We start from the raw sequence: 555 nt of genomic DNA, 5'->3' as shown, positions 1-555 counted from the left end.
TGCACGAGGTGAGCTGAAGTTGACGGGTGAGTTCGTCGAGCTGAACAATGAGGATGACTTCGAGAAGCTGCTAGAGAAACTTGCCAGTGTCGCGTGGGGGTTAAACATTCAACCGCCTCCGCCGAGTGATTGCGATTCACAAACGATGTTGAAGTACCTAGCTCGCTATCTGACTGGCGGCCCGATTTCCGACCGGCGACTGCTCTCGCATGAGGATGGCACGGTGACGTTCATGGCGAGAGGGGGAACGACGCGAGGAGGCGACCGCAAGCAAGTTCCCGTTCCGCTGAGCGGTGTCGAGTTCGTGCGTCGTTGGTCGCTTCACATCCTGCCGCGAGGCTACGTGAAAACGCGGCGCTATGGTGGCTGGAGCAATCGACACTGCGGCGACTACATGGAATCGTGTCGTGAGCTGCGGAACTGTCCAGTGGAAGATGACACAACAGAAGATCTCGACCCAAGCGAAACACCCGAAAGAGAGTGTCTCGAATGCGGTGGCAGTTTGGAGATGATCTACGTGGAAGACAAACCAAGCTGGAGCAAAACGATGCACAG

General features: G+C 56.4%; 1 protein-coding gene. It reads left to right on the top strand.

The features are described 5' to 3' along the window. The coding region (locus tag RMSM_RS02790; RefSeq protein ID WP_008691282.1) for a transposase at positions 1–555 on the top strand (555 nt) is incomplete at both ends.

This window comes from Rhodopirellula maiorica SM1 (genome assembly GCF_000346295.1).
In the GTDB taxonomy this organism is placed as follows: Bacteria; Planctomycetota; Planctomycetia; order Pirellulales; family Pirellulaceae; genus Novipirellula; species Novipirellula maiorica.
This window is presented reverse-complemented; position numbering and strand designations above follow the sequence as displayed.